Source organism: Streptomyces sp. NPDC014907, assembly GCF_055562975.1.
In genome coordinates, this window is the sequence record NZ_JBVHEG010000001.1 from 194,124 (window position 1) to 210,239 (window position 16,116).

The 16,116-nt window shown below is 72.7% G+C and carries 14 protein-coding genes; 3 read left to right on the plus strand and 11 right to left on the minus strand.

All coding sequences use genetic code 11. The features are described from left to right. The 8 genes from ACZ3IL_RS00885 to ACZ3IL_RS00920 form a co-directional block, all read right to left on the minus strand. Positions 1 to 1,683, minus strand: coding sequence for an urease subunit alpha (locus tag ACZ3IL_RS00885; protein WP_467385433.1), 1,683 nt, complete (start codon positions 1,681 to 1,683; stop codon positions 1 to 3). Then, positions 1,683 to 2,402, minus strand: a complete 720-nt coding sequence (gene ureA / locus ACZ3IL_RS00890) for an urease subunit gamma (protein ID WP_467385434.1) — start codon at positions 2,400 to 2,402, stop codon at positions 1,683 to 1,685. The genes ACZ3IL_RS00885 and ureA overlap by 1 nt, the downstream gene beginning before the upstream one ends. Before the next feature lie 253 nt (positions 2,403 to 2,655). Beyond that, positions 2,656 to 3,744: a branched-chain amino acid aminotransferase gene (locus ACZ3IL_RS00895; protein WP_467385435.1), complete on the minus strand. Its 1,089-nt coding sequence runs from the start codon at positions 3,742 to 3,744 to the stop codon at positions 2,656 to 2,658. 260 nt (positions 3,745 to 4,004) lie between these two features. Next, complete coding sequence (locus ACZ3IL_RS00900) at positions 4,005 to 5,045, minus strand: 3-isopropylmalate dehydrogenase (RefSeq protein ID WP_467385436.1); 1,041 nt, start codon at positions 5,043 to 5,045, stop codon at positions 4,005 to 4,007. Between the two features lie 80 nt (positions 5,046 to 5,125). Further along, positions 5,126 to 5,257: a hypothetical protein gene (locus ACZ3IL_RS00905; RefSeq protein WP_467385437.1), complete on the minus strand. Its 132-nt coding sequence runs from the start codon at positions 5,255 to 5,257 to the stop codon at positions 5,126 to 5,128. Between the two features lie 365 nt (positions 5,258 to 5,622). Continuing rightward, positions 5,623 to 6,159, minus strand: coding sequence for a GNAT family N-acetyltransferase (locus ACZ3IL_RS00910; protein WP_467385438.1), 537 nt, complete (start codon positions 6,157 to 6,159; stop codon positions 5,623 to 5,625). A gap of 182 nt (positions 6,160 to 6,341) precedes the next feature. Next, on the minus strand, positions 6,342 to 7,973 hold the full coding sequence (gene pruA, locus ACZ3IL_RS00915; protein ID WP_467385439.1) for an L-glutamate gamma-semialdehyde dehydrogenase: 1,632 nt from the start codon (positions 7,971 to 7,973) through the stop codon (positions 6,342 to 6,344). A gap of 32 nt (positions 7,974 to 8,005) precedes the next feature. Continuing rightward, complete coding sequence (locus ACZ3IL_RS00920) at positions 8,006 to 8,932, minus strand: proline dehydrogenase family protein (protein ID WP_467385440.1); 927 nt, start codon at positions 8,930 to 8,932, stop codon at positions 8,006 to 8,008. Between the two features lie 184 nt (positions 8,933 to 9,116). Between ACZ3IL_RS00920 and ACZ3IL_RS00925 the strand changes: the two genes are divergently transcribed. From ACZ3IL_RS00925 to ACZ3IL_RS00935, 3 genes are read left to right on the plus strand one after another with little or no spacing between them, the layout of a single operon-like run. After that, on the plus strand, positions 9,117 to 10,229 hold the full coding sequence (locus ACZ3IL_RS00925; protein ID WP_467385441.1) for a PucR family transcriptional regulator: 1,113 nt from the start codon (positions 9,117 to 9,119) through the stop codon (positions 10,227 to 10,229). Positions 10,230 to 10,267: 38 nt separating this feature from the next. Then, positions 10,268 to 11,416 carry a DUF1266 domain-containing protein gene (locus tag ACZ3IL_RS00930; protein WP_467385442.1) on the plus strand — a complete coding sequence of 383 codons (1,149 nt, stop codon included), beginning with the start codon at positions 10,268 to 10,270 and terminating at the stop codon, positions 11,414 to 11,416. Next, positions 11,413 to 12,582, plus strand: a complete 1,170-nt coding sequence (locus ACZ3IL_RS00935) for a DUF1266 domain-containing protein (protein ID WP_467385443.1) — start codon at positions 11,413 to 11,415, stop codon at positions 12,580 to 12,582. Before ACZ3IL_RS00930 ends, ACZ3IL_RS00935 begins: the two co-directional genes overlap by 4 nt. A gap of 33 nt (positions 12,583 to 12,615) precedes the next feature. On the opposite strand, the gene ACZ3IL_RS00940 is transcribed toward ACZ3IL_RS00935, so the two are convergent. The 3 genes from ACZ3IL_RS00940 to ilvC form a co-directional block, all read right to left on the minus strand. Further along, positions 12,616 to 13,191 (minus strand): TetR/AcrR family transcriptional regulator, encoded by a 576-nt coding sequence (locus ACZ3IL_RS00940; RefSeq protein WP_467385444.1) that lies wholly within the window; start codon positions 13,189 to 13,191, stop codon positions 12,616 to 12,618. 80 nt (positions 13,192 to 13,271) lie between these two features. Continuing rightward, a complete protein-coding gene (serA, locus tag ACZ3IL_RS00945) occupies positions 13,272 to 14,861 on the minus strand; it encodes a phosphoglycerate dehydrogenase (RefSeq protein ID WP_467385445.1) in 1,590 nt (529 codons plus the stop codon). A 235-nt stretch (positions 14,862 to 15,096) separates the two neighbouring features. Continuing rightward, positions 15,097 to 16,098: a ketol-acid reductoisomerase gene (gene ilvC / locus ACZ3IL_RS00950; RefSeq protein WP_467385446.1), complete on the minus strand. Its 1,002-nt coding sequence runs from the start codon at positions 16,096 to 16,098 to the stop codon at positions 15,097 to 15,099. Between the last annotated feature and the right edge of the window lie 18 nt (positions 16,099 to 16,116).

Consider the following 16,116-nt stretch of genomic DNA (forward strand, 5'->3'; position numbering starts at 1 on the left):
CTAGAGGAAGTAGAGGCGGTTGAGGGAGACGGATTCGACCGCCTCGGAACGGATCGGGGAGCCGTCGAGCGAGACGAGACCGGTCCGGTCGTCGACCTGGACGTCACCGACGCGGGAGTTGAGCCGCAGGTCGGCCGGGCCGATGCCGCGCGTGTCGCGCACGGCGACGCGCCGACGGCGGGTCGGCATGCGGTCGGCGCCGAGGTCCACGGCGGCCTGCGCGACGAACGCCACGGAGATGTCGGCGGCCGTGGCGCCGTGCGCGCCGAACTGCGGCCCGAGGACCAGCGGTTCACAGGTGTCGGTGGCGGCGTTCGGGTCGCCCACGACCCCGTAGGCGGGGAAGCCCGCCTTGAGGACGAGCTGCGGCTTGGCGCCGAAGAACTCGGGCCGCCACAGCACGATGTCCGCGAGCTTGCCGGGCTCGATCGAGCCGATCTCGTGGGCGAGGCCGTGGGCGATCGCCGGGTTGATGGTCAGCTTGGCCATGTAGCGCAGCACGCGCGCGTTGTCGTCGTGCGCGCCGTCGCCCTCCAGGGGGCCCAGCTCGGCCTTCATCTTCCCGGCCATGGCGAAGGTCCGGCGCACGGTCTCGCCGGCCCTTCCCATCCCCTGCGCGTCGGAGGAGGTGATCCCGATCGCCCCGAGGTCGTGCAGGACGTCCTCCGCGCCCATCGTCCCGGCCCTGATCCGGTCGCGCGCCATGGCGGCGTCGCCGGGGAGGTCGGTCTTCAGGTCGTGGACGGAGACGATCATCCCGTAGTGCTCGGCGACCGCGTCGCGGCCGAAGGGCAGGGTGGGGTTGGTGGAGGAGCCGATGACGTTCGGCACGCCCGCCATCTTCAGGACGTTGGGCACGTGTCCGCCGCCGCAGCCCTCGATGTGGAAGGCGTGGATCGTGCGCCCTTCGAGGACCCGCAGGGTGTCCTCGACCGACAGGCACTCGTTGAGGCCGTCGCTGTGCAGGGCGACCTGGACGTCGTGCTCCTCGGCGACGCGCAGGGCGGTGTCGAGGGCGCGGGTGTGGGCGCCCATGTCCTCGTGGACCTTGAAGCCGGACGCGCCGCCCTCGGCCAGGGCCTCGACCAGGGGGGCGGGGTCGGAGGACGAGCCGCGGGCGAGGAAGCCGATGTTGACCGGCCAGGCGTCGAAGGCGTTGAAGGCGTGCCGCAGCGCCCAGGGCGAGTTGACGCCGACGCCCCAGACGGGGCCGAACTCCTGGCCGATGACGGTGGTGACGCCGCTGGCGAGCGAGGCCTCCATGATCCGGGGCGAGAGGAGGTGGACGTGGGTGTCGACGGCGCCGGCCGTGGCGATGAGGCCCTCGCCGGAGACGATCGACGTCCCGGTGCCGACGACGACGTCGACGCCGTCGAGGGTGTCGGGGTTGCCGGCCCTGCCGATGGCGTGGATCCGGCCCTCGCGGATGCCGATGGAGACCTTGCGGATGCCCTGGACGGCGTCGACGACCAGGACGTTGCTGATGACGACGTCGCAGGTGTCGCGGACGGCGGCGGCCTTCAGGTGCAGGCCGTCGCGGGCGGTCTTGCCGAAGCCGGCCAGGAACTCGTCGCCCGGCTTCTGGGAGTCCGACTCGACCCGGACGACGAGACCGGAGTCGCCCAGGACGACCCGGTCGCCGGCGCGGGGGCCGTGCACGGAGGCGTACTCGTAGGGGTCCATCAGTTCTCGTCTCCGCTCTCGGTCCCGCCGGCGTTCCCGCTCCCGGTTCCCAGGTAGCCGCAGGCGGCCGCGCGCCGCAGGGCCTCCTCCTTCGCGCCGGGCGCGTCCAGCGGGCCGTCGACCAGGCCCGCGAAGCCCACGGCGACGCGCGCGCCGCCGATGGGCACCAGGCCGACCTCGGCCTCGCCGCCCGGGTCGAAGCGGAAGGAGGCGCCGGCCGGGATGGCGAGCCGCATGCCGTAGGCGGCGGCCCGGTCGAAGTCGAGACGCGGGTTGACCTCGAAGAAGTGGAAGTGGGAGGTGACGCTGACCGGGACGGTCGCGGTGTTCCGCACGTGGAGGGTGAGCGCGGGCGCGGACTCCGGGTGGCCGGGGCCGGGGAGGAGCGCGCCGGGCGCCTCCGCGCCGAGGCCTCCCCCGCCGATCGGGTCGGAGACGACCGCGAGGCGGGAGCCGTCGTCGAAGACGGCCTCGACGTGGACCTCGGTGACGACGTCAGCGACGCCGGGGAGGACGTCGTCGGGCCCGAGGACGGAGCGGGCGGCCTCGATCGCCTCGGCGAGCCGCCTGCCGTCACGGGCCGCTTCGCAGACCGTGTCCGCGACGAGCGCGGTCGCCTCGGGCACGTTGAGCCTCAGTCCGCGGGCCCGGCGGGCGCGGGCGAGCTCGGCGGCGCTGAAGAGCAGCAGCCGGTCGCGTTCCGTGGGAGTCAGTCGCACGTCCCAAACACCTCCTGTTTGAGCGTCACTCTAAATGGTGAACCGGCGGGTTCCAAGAAGTGACGCGGGGGAAAGACACAGGTCACATCGAACGGCGGTCGCGCGGGGCCCGGAACGCGTCCGGGCCCCCGGAACCGCGAGGGTTCCGGGGGCCCGGGAGTGCCGGCGGACAGCGGGGTCCGGCCGGTTCACAGGGGGGTGCCGGAAGCGGTGCCGTCCGCCCGGAGGGCGGGCGGGACGTCCGGCACACGCTTCAGCCCAGCTCGTGCATCCAGCCGTGGGTGTCCTGGGCCTTGCCGGTCTGCAGGGCGAGGAGCGCCTCGCGCAGCTTCATGGTGACCGCGCCGGGCTCGCCGCCCGACTGGGTCCACTCGCCGCGCTCGGACTTGACCCTGCCGACCGGGGTGATGACGGCGGCGGTGCCGCAGGCGAAGACCTCGGTGAGGGTGCCGTTGGCGCTGTCGGCCTGCCACTGGTCGATGGAGACGCGGCCCTCCTCGGCCTCCAGGCCGAGGTCGGCGGCCAGCGCGAGCAGCGAGTCACGGGTGACGCCGGCGAGCAGCGAACCGGTGAGGGCGGGGGTGACCAGCTTGTTCCCGTACACGAAGTACAGGTTCATGCCGCCGAGCTCCTCGACCCACTTGTGCTCCACGGCGTCGAGGTAGGCGACCTGGTCACAGCCCTTCTCCGCCGCCTCGGCCTGCGCGAGCAGGGAGGCCGCGTAGTTGCCGCCGGTCTTGGCGTCGCCCATGCCGCCGGGGACGGCGCGGACGCGGTTCTCGGAGAGCCAGATGGAGACGGGCTTCACGCCGCCGGGGAAGTACGGGCCGGCCGGGGAGGCGATCACGACGAAGAGGTACTCGTTGGCCGGGCGGACACCGAGGCCGACCTCGGTCGCGATCATGAAGGGGCGCAGGTAGAGGGAGGCCTCGCCGCCGTGCTCCGGGACCCACGCCTTGTCGTGCCGGACGAGGACGTCGCAGGCCTCGACGAAGGTCTCGACGGGCAGCTCCGGCATGGCCAGGCGGCGGGCGGAGGCCTGGAAGCGGCGCGCGTTGGCGTCGGGGCGGAAGCTGGCGACCGAGCCGTCCGGGCGGCGGTAGGCCTTCAGGCCCTCGAAGATCTCCTGCGCGTAGTGCAGGACGTTGGTGGCGGGGTCGAGCGCGAGGGGGCCGTAGGGGACGAGCTGGGCGTCGTGCCAGCCGCGGCCCTCGGTCCACCGGATGGTGACCATGTGGTCGGTGAAGTGGCGGCCGAATCCCGGATTGGCCAGGACGGCCTCGCGCTCCGCGTCGGACAGGGGGCTGGAGGAGGGCTTGAGCTCGATCGTGGGCGTCGTCATGAGTGCGTGTCCTTCACCGGTCGTGTGGGGAGGACCGCGCGCGTACGCCACCGCCGGAGACTGCCGTCCCCGACGGGGTGGACGCCCGGGCATGCCCGCATGCCGCGGCCCCGCGTTCGATTATCGCCCGCGGGGACCGGCTCGGGAAACGGGTGCGCGCGGTCCGGAGTGCAGAGGGTGCGCTCCCGGTGACCGCGCGAGGGGCGGCCGCCGGGCGCTGTGCGACCCGGCGGCTGCTGTCTGGTGTCAGTCGGCGCGGGTCAGCTCGCTACTCGCGCGGCGAGCGCGTCGCCGATCTCGTCCGTGGTGCGGATCGCGTCTCCGCGCTCGGTGAGGTCGGCGGCGACGGCCTCCTCGACGCGGACGGCCTCGGCTTCGTGGCCGAGGTGGCGCAGGAGGAGGGCGACGGAGAGGACGGTGGCCGTGGGGTCGGCCTTGCCCTGTCCCGCGATGTCCGGCGCGGAGCCGTGGACCGGCTCGAACATGGACGGGAACGCGCCGCTCGGGTTGATGTTGCCCGAGGCGGCGACGCCGATGCCGCCGGAGACGGCCGCGGCGAGGTCGGTGATGATGTCGCCGAAGAGGTTGTCGGTGACGATCACGTCGAAGCGGGCCGGGTCGGTGACGAGGAAGATCGTCGCGGCGTCGACGTGCAGGTAGTCGGTGGTGACCTCGGGGAACTCGGTGGCCACGCGGTGGAACGTGTCCGTCCAGAGGTGGCCGGCGAAGGTCAGCACGTTGTTCTTGTGGACCAGCGTGAGCTTCTTGCGCGGGCGGGCCTGGGCACGGGCGAAGGCGTCCCGGACCACGCGCTCGACGCCGAAGGCGGTGTTGACCGAGACCTCGGTGGCGACCTCGTGCGGGGTGCCCTTGCGGATGGTGCCGCCGTTGCCCGTGTACGGGCCCTCGGTGCCCTCGCGGACCACGACGAAGTCGATCTCGGGCTGCCCGGCGAGCGGGGTCGCCACGCCGGGGAGCAGCTTCGAGGGGCGCAGGTTCACGTGGTGGTCGAAGGCGAAGCGGAGCTTCAGGAGGAAGCCGCGCTCCAGGACCCCGGAGGGCACCGACGGGTCGCCGATGGCGCCGAGCAGGATGGCGTCGTGCTTCTTGAGGGAGTCGAGGTCGGCGTCGGTGAGGGTCTCACCGGTGGCGTGGTAGCGCCTGGCGCCGAAGTCGTACTCCTCGGTCTCCAGCTTCACGTCCTGGGGAAGGACGGCCGCGAGGACCTTGAGGCCCTGGGCCACGACCTCCCGGCCGATGCCGTCGCCGGGAATGACTGCGAGATCGATGCTGTGAGACATGTCGGCACCCTACTGGCCGTCCCACCGTCTGACACGTTACGTCCACCATGTGGACGAACGGGCCGGGTGGGGCGTGGACGTCAGTGGCCGGTGGAGCCGCCGTTGTCACGGCGGTCGAGGGCGCGCTGGAGGGCGGCGGCGGCGTTCTGGCGGGCGTCGTCGGCGGGGCGGGCGGCGGAGTGGCGGACGCGGCGGGCGGTCTGTGCGGCCATGGGGATCGACTCCTCGAGATCAGTGGTGATCCGGCGTGCGGGCTCCGCGCGTCGCACGGCGGCCGGTGACGGCCGGCGGCCTCGGGGCCGTGCCGGCCGGCGGAGGCCGGTGACGCGCGGGGATCGGTGGTGATCGAAGGTGCCGGAAGGGGCGGGGAGCGCCGCCGCAGGGGTTGCCTGCACGGAGGCGTCGCGCTCTCGACCGCCGTTCGCTGATGGAGCGAGACGTTCGGCTCCTACAAAGCTAGGACAGGATGCCGCCGCTGTCTCCACAATTACTCGGACTTCCTACTATCTGAGACGGCGGGGCACGCGGAGTCACGTCCCGGCACGGGACCGGAGGCGTCCGCCCGGCCCCTCCCGTCTCACATCACGTCGCCGTCCCGCCAGTCGAAGACCAGCGGCGCGGCGGGGTCCGGCAGGTCCCGGCCGCGCGCCGGACGGAGGAGGACGTTCCCCTCCTCCTCCGCGAGGCGGACGGTCCCCGCGGGGGAGAGCGCTTCGAGGCGCCCCTCCCAGACCCGCCAGCCGCGCGCCCGGTAGAGCGCGGCCCCCTCCTCCGAGGCGCCGAGCGCCCCGAAGGCGTACGTCCCGTCGATCACCCGCTCCAGCCCGGCCATGACCGCCCCGCCGAGCCCCCGGCGGCGCAGGTCCGCCCGGACGGCGACCGCCTCGACGTATCCGACGCGGTGCGAGCGGCCCCGGTGGAGGGCCCGGCGGAGGACGACTGCGCCGTGGGCGGCGATCCCCCGCTCGTCCTCGACCCAGGCGTGGACGCCGCCGAGGGCGTGGTCCCAGTCGTCGTCGGAGAAGTCGCCGCCGAAGGCGGCGTCGAGCATCGCGCGCACGGAGCGGAGCCGGGCGGCGCCGAGTTCGTGGGTGGGGGCGGTCCTCACGGTCATGCGCCCACCCTCCCACGGACGCCCGGCCTCCCCCGGGCATCCGCTCTCCCCCGGTGTCCGTCCGTCCGGGGCGGGCGGGCGAGCGGGCGGCCCGGACGGCCCCGCATGAGAACCGCCCCCGTCTCCGGTCGGGGGGCCGGGGACGGGGGCGGTGATCGGGGCCGCTCGCGCGGCGGTGGGCGTCAGCCCATGTGCGGGTAGCCGTACTCGGTCGGCGGGACCAGCGTCTCCTTGATCGCGCGGGTCAGCGTCCAGCGCGTCAGGTTCTGCGGGGCGCCCGCCTTGTCGTTGGTGCCGGAGGCGCGGCCGCCGCCGAAGGGCTGCTGGCCGACGACGGCGCCGGTCGACTTGTCGTTGATGTAGAAGTTGCCCGCGGCGTAGCGGAGCTTCTCCATCGTGTGCGCGGCGGCGGCGCGGTCGTTCGCGATGACCGAACCGGTGAGCGCGTAGTCCGAGACCGACTCCATCTGGGCCAGCATCTCGTCGTACTTCTCGTCGTCGTAGACGTGCACGGCGAGGATCGGGCCGAAGTACTCGGTCGTGAAGACCTCGTTCTCCGGGTCGGTGCACTCGATGACGGTCGGGCGGACGAACCAGCCCACCGAGTCGTCGTAGGTGCCGCCGGCGACGATCGTGCAGCTCGGGTCGGACTTGGCGCGGTCGATCGCCGCCTTGTTCTTGGCGAACGAGCGGTCGTCGATGACGGCGCCGATGAAGTTCGACAGGTCGGTGACGTCACCCATCCTGATGCCGTCGACCTCGGCCGCGAACTCCTCCTTGAAGCCGTCGTTCCAGATCGAGGCCGGGATGTACGCGCGCGAGGACGCCGAGCACTTCTGGCCCTGGTACTCGAAGGAGCCGCGGGTCAGGGCGGTCTTCAGGATCGCGCGGTCGGCGCTGGGGTGGGCGACGACGAAGTCCTTGCCGCCGGTCTCGCCGACGATCCGCGGGTACGAGCGGTAGTTCTCGATGTTGTTGCCGACCGTCTTCCACAGGTGCTGGAAGGTCTTGGTCGAGCCGGTGAAGTGGATGCCGGCCAGGTCGCGGTGGTTCAGGGCCACCTCGGAGACGGCGATGCCGTCGCCGGTCACCAGGTTGATGACGCCCTTCGGCAGGCCGGCCTCCTCCAGGAGTTCCATGAGGAGCACGGCGGCGTGGGTCTGCGTCGGGGACGGCTTCCAGACCACCACGTTGCCCATGAGGGCGGGGGCGGTGGGCAGGTTGCCCGCGATGGCCGTGAAGTTGAACGGCGTGATCGCGTAGACGAAGCCCTCGAGCGGGCGGTGGTCCAGACGGTTCCAGACGCCCGGCGAGTTGGCCGGCGGCTGCTCGGCCAGGATCTGGCGGGCGTACGCGACGTTGAAGCGCCAGAAGTCGACGAGCTCGCACGGGGTGTCGATCTCGGCCTGCTGGGCGGTCTTGGACTGGCCGAGCATGGTGGACGCGGCCAGCGTCTCGCGCCACGGACCCGCGAGCAGCTCGGCGGCGCGCAGGATGATCGCGGCGCGGTCGTCGAAGGACATCGCGCGCCAGGCCGGGGCGGCGGCCAGGGCCGCGTCGATCGCGTCCTGGGCGTCCTGCCGGGTGGCGCCCCGGAAGGTGCCGAGGACGGCCTTGTGGTTGTGCGGCTGGACGACCTTGAACTCCTCGCCGCCGCCCATGCGCTTCACGCCGCCGATGGTCATCGGCAGCTCGCGCGGGTTGCCGGCCAGCTCCTTGAGCTTGGCCTCCAGCCGGGCGCGCTCGGGGGAGCCGGGGGCGTAGCCGTGCACCGGCTCGTTGACGGGAGTGGGGACCTGGGTCACAGCGTCCATGAGTCTCGATACTCCTTCTGAGGGGTGGGGGCTCAGCCCTTGGTGAGGATGGAGCGGGCGAAGAAGAGGAGGTTGGCCGGCTTCTCCGCCAGGCGGCGCATGAAGTAGCCGTACCAGTCCGTGCCGTACGCGGTGTACACGCGCATGCGGTGTCCCTCGGCGGCGAGGCGGTTCTGCTCCTCGCCCCGGATGCCGTACAGCATCTGGAACTCGTACTCGTCCAGTTTGCGCCCGGCGCGGCGGGCCAGCTCCTGGCCGATGGAGATCAGGCGCGGGTCGTGGGACCCGATCATCGGGTAGCCGGAGCCCTCCATCAGGATCTTCATGATCCGGACGTACGCCTTGTCGATCTCCGGCTTCTCCTGGATCGCGACGGAGGCGGGCTCCTTGTAGGCGCCCTTCACGATCCGGACGCGGGAGCCGTTCGCGGCGAGGCGGCGGGCGTCGTCCTCGGTGCGGAAGAGGTACGCCTGGATGACGCAGCCGGTCTGCGGGAAGTCCTTCCGCAGCTCCTCGTGGATGGCGAACATCGAGTCGAGGGTGGTGTGGTCCTCGGCGTCCAGGGTGACGGTGGTGCCGATCCGGGCGGCGGCCTCGACGACGGGCCGGACGTTGGAGAGCGCCAGCTCGTGGCCGTCCTCCAGGGACTGGCCGAACATCGACAGCTTCACGGACATCTCGGCGCGCTCGCCGAGGCCCAGCTCCTCCAGGCGGCCGATCAGCTCCAGGTAGGCGTCCCGGGCGGCGTACGACTGCTCGACGGTGGTGATGTCCTCGCCGACGACGTCGAGGGTGACCTCCAGGCCGCGCTCGCCCAGCTCCCGCACGATCGGGACGACGTCGTCGACCGTCTCGCCGGCGATGAAGCGCGCCACGACCTGCTTGGTCCCGGGGGCGGCCGACACGAAACGGCGCATCTTGTCGCTGCGCGACGCGGCGAGGATCACGGGACCCAGCACGGGGGACCTCCAGAAGGACAGGGTGACGAAGGGGGCCGTACCCGCTCATGCGTAACGGACCGGGAACAGCGCGAAGAACCACCGTGAAACCTACGGATCGCTCCGATCGTCCGCCATCTACAGCTGTCACGCATCCGTGCCCGGGGCCTCATACACATGTCTGAAAGGGTGCGAGAATGGCGTCGTGAAGGGCGATTACCAGGAACTGGTGGACGAGATCTCCGCGCTGCTCGGCGCCCCGGCGACGCTGGAGAACCGCGATTTCGGCCTGATCGCCTTCGGCGCCCACGACAGCGACGACGACACCGCGATGGACCCCGTCCGGACGCGGTCGATCCTGACCCGGAAGTCGACCCCGGCGGTCCGCGCCTGGTTCGAGGGCTTCGGCATCACCCGGGCGGAGGGCCCGGTCCGCATCCCTGCCGCCCCGGACGCCGGGGTGTTCCGCGACCGCCTCTGCCTGCCCGTACGCCACCGGGGCGTCGTCCTCGGGTACGTCTGGCTGCTCGACGCCGAGCCCGGCCCCGCCCCCGCCCGGCTCGCGGCCGCGATGGAGGTCGCCGCCCGGATCGGCGACCTCCTCGCCGACGAGGAGCGCGCGGACGCCGACCTCTCGCGCGGGCTCGCCGCGGTGCTGACCGCCGGCCGGGGCTGGCAGGGCGACATGGCGGTCGCGGCGCTCCGGGCGGCCCTCGGCCCCGGCGCCGACGGCCTGCACACCGTCGTCTGCGTGACGCCCTGGCGGGGCGACGCCCCCTCGTTCCGCGCGGTCCCCGGCGTGTCCGCGGTCACCGCGCTCCCCGAGAACGCCTCCCTCGCCGTCCTCGTGCGGTTGCGCACGGCCGAGGACCTCTCCCCCGCGCGCACGGCCGCCGAACGGCTGCGGGGGGACGCGCCGGCCGGGATCGCGACCCCGCGCCGGGGCCTCGCGGAACTCCCGGCGGCCTGGCGGGAGGCGAGCACGGCGGCCCGCGCCGCGACGGCGCAGCCGAAGCTCGGTCCCGTCGCCGAGTGGGCCGGGATCGGCCCGTACCGCCTGCTCGCGGCGCTCTACCACCCCGAGGTCGACCCCGCCGTCGCACCGCTGCTCGCCCCCGCCCACACCGAACTGGCCCGCACCGCCGAGGCGTTCCTCGACAACGCGGGCCAGGCGGGCCGCACGGCGCAGGCCCTGGGCATCCACCGCCAGACCCTGTACTACCGGCTGTCCCGGGTCGAACAGCTCACCGGCCTGGACCTGGACGACGGCGAGGACCGGCTCCTGCTCCACATGTCCCTGAAGTCGGCCCGGCTGTAGGCGTCCGGGCCCGCCGGAACGATTTGTAGGATCCCCCCGTGAACACGGGGAGTCAGGTGCCGCCGACGCACACCGAGCGGCTGTTGCACGAGGCCGGGGCACGCGGGGACCGGGGAGCCGTCCTGGACGCCCTCGGGCGGACGCGGCTGTACGTACTCGTCGCACGGCTGCACGCCGACACACCGGGCCTCGGGGCGTTCCTCCCCCACCGGCGCGACAGGACCGGCCGCCGCACCGTCGTGCCGGTGCTGACCGAGGGCATGCTGCCGCCGTGGCACCCGGACTGGGTGTTCCGGCAGACCACCCTGGACGCGCTCGCCGGTTCGTGGCCGCACGACGGGTGGTGGCTCGCGGTCAATCCGGACACCCCCTTCGAGGCCACCCTGCCCGCCGGGGCCGCCGACCGGCGCGCCTGGCGGGAGGCGGGCCTGCGGGGCGGCGGGCCCGCGCGGCTGCGCCTGCTGACCCACGCCGGCGGGCACCTGCACGGACCGGTCGCGCGGGCCCTCGCGCTCGGCGCGCACCTCGCCGTGCTCAACGGCCTGGTGTGGAACGGGCTCGGCGCGCAGTACGAGGACTACCCCACCGACGTGGCCCGGCTGCGCCGTCCCTGGGCCGTCCACCACCGGGCGGGTTTCCGGGAGACGCTGCGGACCCTGATCGCCGCCCGTCTCGTCGGCCGGGTTCCCGAGTCCGTCCTGGGTGTCCGGCGCCGCCTCGCCGCACGACTGGGCGGCGCCCCCACCGAGGAGCAGTGGGCGGCGGCGGTCGCCGCCGCGTCCGAGCGGGACGGCCTTCACGGCGGGCACCGGGCCGAGGCCGCGGAATTCCTGCGCCGGATCGTCCACTACGAGGCCCGGTTCCGCGCCGACGGCCTCCTTCCGCCGGACGGCCGGGTCGACACCCTCGCCGCCTTCGACCACGGCCGCGCCGTGAACGTCGTCCGGCTGGCGCTCGGCGCGCGGTACTGCGATCCCCCGGAGGCGGAGTGGTCCGTGCTGAGCGTCGCCGAACCCGCCCGGCGGGCGTACGACTCGTGGGAGGCGTTCTCGCTCGGCTATCTGCTCGCCCGGCTGATCCACTTCGACGGGGACGGCACCGAGGCGCTGTACCGGGAGTCCGTCGCCCTCCACCACGTCCTCACCCGGACCCCTTCGAGCCCCTACCGGAACATCCCGTGGTCATGAGCCTCCCGCACCCTTCCCCCTCCCCCGCCCCGTGGATCCCCCCGTCCGAGACGGAGCAGGCGCTCCACGAGGCAGCGCTGCGCGGCGACGTCACGGAGCAGATCCGCGTCCTCGCCGAGGCCGAACTCTTCATCGCCGCCCCCAAGGCGGAGGTGGACGCGCGGCCCGACACGGTCTACTGGCGTCCCCGGCAGGTGGCGAGGGACCTCTTCGTCCGCCCCGTCCTCACCCGGGGCGTGCTGCCGCCCTGGCATCCGGACTGGGTGTTCCACCAGGTCCACCTCCGGTGGATCGCCGAGTTCCGCTGGGGCGATCCGCGGGTGCTCCTCGCGGTCAACGACGGGACCCCCGGGCGGCTGCTGCTGCCCGCCGCGCCGGAGCACCGCGCGTGGTGGCTGCGCGCGTACGCCGAGAAGGAACGGGGGCCGGGCAACCGTTTCACCGCCCTGCGCCACGGCCCCCTGCACGGCCCGCTGGCCTTCGGCCTCGCCTGCGGCGCCCACCTGGCGTTCGGCAACGGGGTGCCGTGGAACGACGTCGGCTCGGTCTACACGGGGTACACCGACGAGCTGGAGACGCTCCGCGACTCCTGGGGCGTCACCGACCGGGCGGGTTGGCGGAAGCAGCTGGACGCGCTGCTGGACGGACGCAACAGCCCGCCGGAGCCGGACTTCGCCCTCCGGGTCCGCGAGGAGCTGCGGACCGGGCGGGGGACGGTGCCGTCGCCCGACGAGTGGCGGGAGACGGCCGCCGGGCACGCGCAGGACCTGGGCGCGAGCCCGGCCTCGGTGCGGCACGTCGAGGAGCTGGTGCGCCGGATCCTGCGCTACGAGGCCCGGTTCCGCGCCGACGGGCTCCTGCCCCCGGAGGGACACGTGCACAAGACGGTGGCGTACGACTACGGCCGGGCGGTGAACATGGCCCGCTGGGGCCTGTCGGCCCGGTTCTGCACCCCGCACGAGGCCGAGCAGGCCGTCGTCCACGCGGGCGCGCTGAGCAGAGCGGCCTACGGGTCCTGGGAGGACTTCTCGGCGGGGTACGCGCTGGGCAGGGTGCTGCGGTTCGACGGGGAGGAGTACGGCTCCTGGTACGAGGAGAACGTCACCGGCCACCGCGTCCTCACCGGACACGAGGGCAGCCCCTGGAAGCACCTCCCCTGGCGCTGAGGCACCCGCCCCGGCCGCGGACCCGGCGCCCCGTCAGCCGTCCTCCCCCATCAGCACCCTGAGCCCCTCGGTGAGGTCGTCGGCGCTCGGGGCCGTCTCCGGGTCGACCATCCACTGGATCATCACCCCGGCGGCCAGCGCCTGGCAGAGCAGTCCGGCCACCCGGGCCTTCTCCGGGTCCTTCTCCGGGTCGATGCCGAGGAGGCCCTCGGCCATGCCGAGCCGGCCCTCCCGCTGCGGTTCCCTGATCGCCTCGCGCAGCCGCTCGTCGTCGTCGAGCCGCGTGACGACCTCGGTCTGGAGCTTCCAGACCGGGCGGCTCGCCCCGGCCTCCGCGATGATCCGCTCCCAGACGGCGTGGAAGCGTCCGTAAGGATCGGCCGGGAGTTCGCGTCCGGCGGGCTCCGACGGGCCGATCCGGTCGCCCCATTCCTCGGTGAGGGCCAGGAAGGCCTGCTGGAGCAGGGCGTCCTTGGAGCCGTAGTGGTAGCCGATGGAGGCGAGGTTGGTGCCCGAGGCGGCGACGATGTCGCGCGCGGTGGTCCGCCCGTACCCCTTCTCCAGGAGGCAGCGCTTGGCGCCTTCGAGCAGGTCTTCCCTGTGTCCCATGACCGCACTGTACCCGGCCGCTAGACAGTCGTGTAAGACGACCGTATGGCGACCGGGTACGGGGTGGAGCGGGACGCGCGTCAGACCAGGTTGACCGAGCGGGCCGAGTTGGCGCCGATCTCCGCCGAGATCTCCGCGAGCACCGGCGCCGGCACCGTGTCGTCCACGGTGAGGACGACGAGCGCCTCGCCGCCCTCCTCCGCGCGGGAGACCTGCATGCCCGCGATGTTCAGGCCGGCCTCGCCCAGGATGCGGCCGACCGTGCCGACGACGCCGGGACGGTCCTCGTAGCGCAGCACGACCATGTGGTCGGCGAGCGCCAGGTCCACGTCGTACTCCCCGACCGCGACGATCTTCTGGAGGTGCTTGGGACCGGCGAGGGTGCCGGAGACCGAGACCTCCTCGCCGCTCGCGAGGGTGCCGCGCACGGTGACCACGTTGCGGTGGTCGGGCGACTCGGAGCTGGTCGTCAGGCGCACCTCGACACCGCGCTCCTGCGCGAACAGGGGGGCGTTGACGTACGACACGGTCTCGTCGACGACGTCCTCGAACACGCCCTTGAGCGCGGAGAGTTCGAGCACCTTGACGTCGTGCTGGGTGATCTCGCCGTAGACCTCGACGTCGAGCCGGGCCGCGACCTCGCCCGCGAGGGCGGTGAAGATCCGGCCGAGCTTCTCCGCGAGCGGCAGCCCCGGCTTCACGTCCTCCGCGATGACGCCGCCCTGGACGTTGACCGCGTCCGGGACCAGCTCGCCGGCGAGCGCCAGGCGCACCGACCTGGCGACGGCGATGCCGGCCTTCTCCTGGGCCTCGTCCGTGGAGGCGCCGAGGTGCGGGGTGCAGACGACCTGGTCGAGCTCGAAGAGCGGGGAGTCCGTGCAGGGCTCCTTGGCGTACACGTCGAGGCCCGCGCCCGCGACCCGGCCCTCCTTGATCGCCGAGTACAGCGCCGCCTCGTCCACGATCCCGCCGCGCGCGGCGTTGACGATCCGGACGGAGGGCTTGACCCTGCGCAGCGCCTCGTCGCCGATGAGACCGAGGGTCTCCGGGGTCTTCGGCAGGTGGACGGTGATGAAGTCCGCGACCTCCAGGAGCTCGTCCAGGGTCAGCAGCTTCACCCCCATCTGGGCGGCGCGGGCGGGCTGCACGTAGGGGTCGTACGCGACGATCTTCATGCCGAAGGCCGACATGCGCTGGGCGACCAGGACGCCGATGCGGCCGAGGCCGACGACGCCGAGGGTCTTCTCGCTCAGCTCGACGCCCGTGTACTTGGAGCGCTTCCACTCGCCGTTCTTCAGCGCCGTGTTGGCCTGCGGGATGTTGCGCGCGGTGGCGACGAGCAGACCGCACGCGAGCTCCGCGGCGGTGACAATGTTCGACGTCGGGGCGTTGACGACCATCACGCCGGCCTTGGTGGCGGCGGAGACGTCCACGTTGTCCAGGCCCACGCCGGCGCGGGCGACGACCCGCAGCCTGTTCGCGGCGGCGATGGCCTCGGCGTCGACCTTGGTCGCGGAACGGACCAGGATCGCGTCCACGTCCGCGATGGCGGGGATCAGTTCCGCGCGGTCGGCGCCGTTGCAGTGCCGGATCTCGAAGTCCGGTCCCAGCGCGTCGACGGTGGCGGGCGACAGCTCTTCAGCGATGAGTACGACAGGTTTCGAGCTCACGTGAGTCCTCACAGGTCCAGTGCGGACGGCCGTCCCGACGGCCGCAGGCGGTGGAGGGGCTTGCCGCGTGAAAGCGCACGACGCTGTGGGCCTGACGCGTATGTTGTGGAGAAGTGTAGTGGTGCGCGGGCACGGTTCACGCGCCTCGTCGGCAGGATCACCCGTCCGGGTTGGACAGTGTGTCCAACGATGCGGCGAGGGGCCGGACACGTGGTCCGGCCCCTCGCCGGAAGGCTTACGCCTCCTCGTCGTTCACCCAGCTCATGAGCTTGCGCAGCTCCTTGCCGGTGGTCTCCAGGAGGTGGTTCTCGTCCTGGGTCTTGTACTCGTTGTACTTCTTCAGGCCGCCGTGGTACTCGGCCATCCACTCCTTGGCGAAGGTGCCGTCCTGGATCTCCGCGAGGACCTTCTTCATCTCGGCCTTGGTGGCGTCGGTGATGATCCGCGGGCCGGTGACGTAGTCGCCCCACTCGGCGGTCTCGGAGACCGACCAGCGCATCTTCTCCAGGCCGCCCTCGTACATGAGGTCCACGATCAGCTTCAGCTCGTGCAGGCACTCGAAGTACGCGATCTCCGGCTGGTAGCCGGCCTCGGTCAGGGTCTCGAAGCCGGCCTTGACCAGGGCGGCGGTGCCGCCGCAGAGGACGGCCTGCTCGCCGAAGAGGTCGGTCTCGGTCTCCTCGGTGAAGGTCGTCTTGATGACGCCGGCGCGGGTGCCGCCGATGCCCTTGGCGTACGAGAGCGCCAGCGCGAAGGCGTTGCCGGTGGCGTCCTGCTCGACGGCCGCGATGCACGGGACGCCGCGGCCCTCCTCGTACTGGCGGCGGACCAGGTGGCCCGGGCCCTTCGGGGCGACCAGGGCGACGTCGATGCCCTCGGGCACCTGGATGAAGCCGTAACGGATGTTCAGGCCGTGACCGAAGAAGAGCGCGTCGCCCTCCTTCAGGTGCTCCTTGATGGACTCCTCGTAGACCTGGGCCTGGATCGGGTCCGGGGTCAGGATCATGATGAGGTCGGCCTCGGCCGCCGCCTCGGCGACGGAGACGACCCGCAGACCCTGCTCCTCCGCCTTGGCCTTGGACTTCGAACCCTCCTGCAGACCGACGCGGACGTCGACACCGGAGTCACGGAGCGACAGCGCGTGGGCGTGGCCCTGGCTGCCGTAACCGATCACCGCGACCTTGCGGCCCTGGATGATGGACAGGTCGGCGTCGTCGTCGTAGAACAGCTCGGCCACTGGGATCTCCTTGATGTG